The sequence below is a fragment of the Alkaliflexus imshenetskii DSM 15055 genome, assembly GCF_000517065.1.
In the GTDB taxonomy this organism is placed as follows: Bacteria; Bacteroidota; Bacteroidia; order Bacteroidales; family Marinilabiliaceae; genus Alkaliflexus; species Alkaliflexus imshenetskii.
On record NZ_KI912105.1, the window covers coordinates 1,188,424 to 1,193,403 of the forward strand.

Annotated in this window: 7 protein-coding genes; 2 read left to right on the top strand and 5 right to left on the bottom strand. The window is 37.9% G+C overall.

Annotated features, from left to right (window positions below; all coding sequences use genetic code 11):
• Positions 1–508: 508 nt before the first annotated feature.
• Positions 509–802, top strand: a complete 294-nt coding sequence (locus tag ALKIM_RS0104820; RefSeq protein ID WP_044117753.1) for a helix-turn-helix domain-containing protein — start codon at positions 509–511, stop codon at positions 800–802.
• 70 nt (positions 803–872) lie between these two features.
• Here ALKIM_RS0104820 and ALKIM_RS0104825 read toward each other — a convergent pair whose 3' ends face one another.
• From ALKIM_RS0104825 to ALKIM_RS0104835, 3 genes are all read right to left on the bottom strand, one after another.
• Positions 873–1,295, bottom strand: a complete 423-nt coding sequence (locus tag ALKIM_RS0104825) for a hypothetical protein (RefSeq protein WP_026473655.1) — start codon at positions 1,293–1,295, stop codon at positions 873–875.
• Complete coding sequence (locus ALKIM_RS0104830; protein ID WP_026473656.1) at positions 1,296–1,751, bottom strand: hypothetical protein; 456 nt, start codon at positions 1,749–1,751, stop codon at positions 1,296–1,298.
• A 68-nt stretch (positions 1,752–1,819) separates the two neighbouring features.
• Positions 1,820–3,616: a hypothetical protein gene (locus ALKIM_RS0104835; protein WP_218916667.1), complete on the bottom strand. Its 1,797-nt coding sequence runs from the start codon at positions 3,614–3,616 to the stop codon at positions 1,820–1,822.
• Between the two features lie 261 nt (positions 3,617–3,877).
• Here ALKIM_RS0104835 and ALKIM_RS17660 point away from each other — a divergent pair, with 261 nt between their 5' ends.
• Positions 3,878–4,177, top strand: coding sequence for a helix-turn-helix domain-containing protein (locus ALKIM_RS17660; protein WP_052345399.1), 300 nt, complete (start codon positions 3,878–3,880; stop codon positions 4,175–4,177).
• Positions 4,178–4,242: 65 nt separating this feature from the next.
• On the opposite strand, the gene ALKIM_RS0104845 is transcribed toward ALKIM_RS17660, so the two are convergent.
• On the bottom strand, positions 4,243–4,647 hold the full coding sequence (locus tag ALKIM_RS0104845) for a hypothetical protein (protein WP_026473658.1): 405 nt from the start codon (positions 4,645–4,647) through the stop codon (positions 4,243–4,245).
• Positions 4,648–4,650: 3 nt separating this feature from the next.
• Positions 4,651–4,947: a hypothetical protein gene (locus ALKIM_RS0104850; protein WP_044117755.1), complete on the bottom strand. Its 297-nt coding sequence runs from the start codon at positions 4,945–4,947 to the stop codon at positions 4,651–4,653.
• Positions 4,948–4,980: the final 33 nt, after the last annotated feature.

The window sequence follows — 4,980 nt, forward strand, 5'->3', positions numbered from 1 at the left end:
CCTTTATCTGCCCTTTCAAAGTAAAGCCTTTGATTTTGCCTAAATTCTCTACTACTGATTACTAACATGACATTTCGATTTAGTGTGTACCAACATGGTACAAAGCTACTAAATTCGATGTTCATTTCCTTCAATTTTTTTATTTAAGCGGATGATATTTTTCCAGTTCTTTCTGTAAATCCTCCAGGGTGTCCATTCTATAGCGTTCGGTGCTGCTTACATATTTGTGGCCGGCCATGTATTACACTTCTCTTAGGTTGTAATGTTTGAGCCAATTGGTAATTGGTGCTTGCTCGGATTTGGGCCATGTTTGTGAGTCTGGGTTCATAGCGTTATAATAGCTTTGATTCTGGACATGCCTCGGATTAGGCGCTTTTTGTGGAACAGGCAAATCCTCCCGCTCGGCGAAGTTTTAAATTTCGTCGATTCAATATCCGTAGCCTGCTTGCTGCAATAATAAAGATTATGTTTTTTGTTTCTTGGCAATGGCAGTTACAAACTGCCGGATATGATTCGACGTAGTCTCCTAACGCGTTTTCTAAGACACAAGACTACGCGGAGCAGGGGTAGGTATGAGCGCGATGAAATAAAGCCTTCCATCGACATTGCAACCAAAATTGCCGATGCTTTAGGCGTCTCTCTTGACTATCTTACCGGAAAAACAAACGTCGAACTGGACAATTCCATTATTAAACGGGTAGTAGAGATTCAGAGCCTGTCCGATGAAGACAAAAAGCACATATTATACGCTCTTGACGGATTGTTACAAAACGTCAGAACTAAATTGGCGTTTGGAAAATAAAAAACATACAGCTTAACAACAATACAAATCAAAATTTTGCGCTAATGGTAAATTAAACTGTATGTAATATTTACCGACTTTCCATTGAGCTATAAGCTTCACCAGTATTGGCATCAATTAGCTTACGAAACTCACCAATATAAACAGTTAACAAAGATTTCCCTTTAAATGTCTCAATGTACCTTAGGTAATGTTCCTTAGTAATAAAATCAGATTCCTGTTTCCCTGTTACACACTCATGAAAAACTGCAACAACATTTTGAAGCTTCCATATTACTTCTTTATTCTTTTTTGATAAAGCATATAAAGAAAACTTGCCTTCAAAATCAAATTTTACTTGACTTTCCTGAGTATCTATGCTCTTAGGGTAAGAGTGAAAAATAAGAATTTCAGGAAAATCAAGTACTGAATTTATCCTATAAGGCAATTCATACAATTCGCCATCAATACGAACCTGGGTACATGCAATATTTTCAAAACTAATATTATTCATCTATTTAAAAAATTCTATAATATCCCCTATATCTTTAAACCAATTCTCCATTTTCTGCCAATCAAAATTTAAAATTTCATATTGAGTTGCTCCTCCAGGTAAATGTCCTTGCCCCGCCCAATCTTGAGGTCTGGCAACACTCTTTCTAACTACACTGCCTTTTGGAACCTTGACCAAAACCATTTTATTAGGCTTCATAACACTTCCAAAATCATCAATCACTGGCAATGCAGTTTTTCTCACAAAATCATCAACAGAACTAAAGCTGGAAACATCATCAATTGATATCATCCATCTACCCGTTTTATGCTGATTGTAAGCCCGCACAAAATACGCATCTTGTGACAAAGTAATATCTTCTATTGTATGAGCAAAACTATATGGATTTGTAATATTACGTTGTTTTATTTCTCCTAAAATATCTGTTTGCGTACGAATAGTCCTGGCGCCAATCAAATCTGTTTTAGAAATCTGCTTATAAAGTCTATTCGTCTCAGATATTGTTAAATTATCCCATCTCGAAACTAATGTGGCAAAATCTTCAGAGCCTTCAATTGCTTCTCTAAACTGCCTAAGTTTAGTTTCACGAGCATTTTTTTATCTGCTATTGATGCTGATGAAAATGGTTTGGTTTTCGCTCTTTTAAAGAAACCTGATGCCCGGTTTATAACATTTACACCAGACTCGATATTCAGCAATTCAGCTTCTAACTGGAAAAATAATATAAATGCTACAAGACTGCTTGCATCACCATACTTTCTCACAAACGCTTCGCCTGTTAGAGGTTGGGCATTACCATTCGTTTCATTTTCAAGTATTCCTTTAGCAAGAGGATTATCGTCTTGCAATAACTTATATCTTACTTTTAATTCAGCTGCCGAGTATTCCCATTGTGATACAGAGTTGTAATCATCAGTTAAATAAATCCACAAATCGACTTCAGATATAACCAAAGCACCAAGCGTATAGCCTATATAATAATTTTCTAAGAACTCTCCAAGAGTTACAACTCCTTTATTTCTAAGCTTCTCGGCAAATGCGTCAGTAATTTGGTGTTTCGTGTTTCTACAGTTGTCCGCTTCGTCTTGGTTCAACTCCTGACAAAAGCTTACCAGTTCATTAATTTTGGTTTGGCTTTCATTACAACCAGGATAAAATAATATAAAGAAATCCCGTCCTATACCATCACCAATATTATATTGCTTTACAATATCCAGATATTTACATTCGCCGCTTTGTGCTATTTCAGTAGTGGCTTCTGGCAATTCGATATCTTTAAACTGTCCTGATATTTTACTGGTTCCTTCTGGCGCATTGCGAACCTTAAAAGTTTCAATTTTAATACAGCTTATCCCAAGTCTTGTATAATCCGTAAATACAAATACTGGGTCGTCTTGCTTACCAAGTTGGTAATTTGAGTAAATTTTACTTTGGTCTAAATCCTGAGATATTACAATGCCATCAATTACTTGTCGTGTCCTGTCCTGCTTCAATTTCAAAAAGTCGTCATATTCATAATAGCAATTAAAATATGTACTTAAGTCATTTACTATTGCCGCATATTTCACACCTCCCACAACAAAGCTTGAAACGGTTCCATTATCAAAGAATTTAATTTCCTCTGCATCCTTAATCCAAATCGGAACTAACGAAGGAGTAAGAAAACTATACTTCTTTTCGTAATCAGGCAAATCAATCCCAATGCCTTTTCCTTCTTTTGTTACCAATGTCATATAGGCTGCCCCCTCCTCCTCACTCTGGCTCCACGCAAACAGTATACTTTCCGGGTTATGAATCAAATCCCATTGGTGCTTCCAGAGTTCGGTGCCCCCGGCGTAGTCCATGAGGTTTTGGGTTTGGCCTTCGCCAATGATATAGGCTTTGGGGCTGAAGGTGTGCCGCATCATGAATGCGCCATGCGCCAGTTCATGGGCCACCACCTCGAGGGTGGGATTGCCATATATAAATCCGACCTGCCGTTGCAGGGGCATATAGCCCGCCAAACTGCGGTCTTTAAAGGTTACATCTTCCACAAAGAAGAGGTACAGACTGCCCGGTTCCATTTGTCGCCCGCTGCTTTCAAAGGCCGTGGCTATGGCATGCTGGTCGCTGTTATAGGTTGATGCCGTGCCGGAACCTCCATGTGTCATTCTACCACCGGGAAACGTTAACGTTACAGGGTCTTGCACAATAACCGTCCAGGTGCAAACGGCCTGGCGGTATATACTGTTTAGCCGGGCTTCAAGTTCATTTACCGATGGTAGCCGGGCATTGTTCACCGAAATGATGTGTACGCGCCTTGGCTCTTCGTCGAAGCTCACTACGTTGAGCTTGCCCACTATCTCCCCGCTCGGCGAAGTTTCTTTGCAAGCAAAGCGGCAGAGCTGAGCGGCAACTTCGTCGCTTTAACCACTGTAGCCTCCAGACTACAACTACTTTACTATTACTGCCGGCAAAGTTGAAATACCATCAAAATAATGAATCTTTATAATTCTAATTGACAGGTGGCAGTTACAAACTGCCGGTTAAGATTCGACGTAGACAGTAGTCTACGCCGAGCAAGGGCTTCGACTTTGCCCCGATTGCAAATCGGCGCGTACGGAAAAATAGGCGTACATGTTACCAACCTTTCAAAATATGAAAGGAACATTTCTGTACCTTCATTGGAAATTGCCGAGAAAATGGCTGATGCCTTGGAGATGTCGCTCGACGAACTTGTTTATGGCCAACAAAACGAAAAAGCTCGTATCCGCATTGCAGACAACGAGCTTCTTAATCTTTTTAATAAAACACAAGACTTACCCGATGACCAAAAGAAAACCGTTAAAGATTTACTTTCGGCTTTTTTGTTGAAATCTAATCTTAGGCAGCAGTTTATTTAATACTAAATACAGTGCGAAACACAGATTGACTATATCGAAATACCTTTCTCTCTAACAAGCATGTTCTACTTTTTATCCCAAAAGGAACAATCAAAATCTAAAATCACCAAAGAGTCAGGATTACTATCTTTGTAAATATTATATTTTGACTCGCCTTTAATTTTAACTATAGAATCTCCTTCCTGAATATATGATTCAGGGTGTAATACTATTAAATAAATACTGTGTTTTAAAGTATCTTCTTTTTCTTTAAAAGAAAAAACAAATGCACCTTTGTTCGTTTTATCAAAATAGGTGTTTATTATTCGTCCACTAAAAGAAGTATCTTTTTCTTTTAAACAGTATTCTTTTACGGAATACAATTCTTTATAAGGCCTCTTAAATATACAATACCTAAGAATCCCTCCAATAATTAAAATCAAAAACAAAACTAAAAACCAAAAAGACTGTATTTTCTTATTTACATCCATTCTTTATTCACTTTTTAAGGGAAATAATAAAGTTGTTTCAGTTTTAAATCCTCCTAATGCACCATCAGGTATTGCAATTCCAATAGCGAATCCTTTTGATGTCCCTTCAAAAGAAGGAGTGCTTCCATCTTCAAAGTAACTCACCCAAGTAGCTCCAGATGTATTATACCCACCATATGTAATTTGAGAGCCTGCCCCAGTTAAATTATATGGGTTCTGCCCCCCTTTAAGGCCTGTAAATGCGCCTTCGATAACCCCATAAGAGAATGCTGTTATATTTAAACCCTTAGTACATGACAAAACAGTTAAATAATTGAAAATCAATTAAATAAT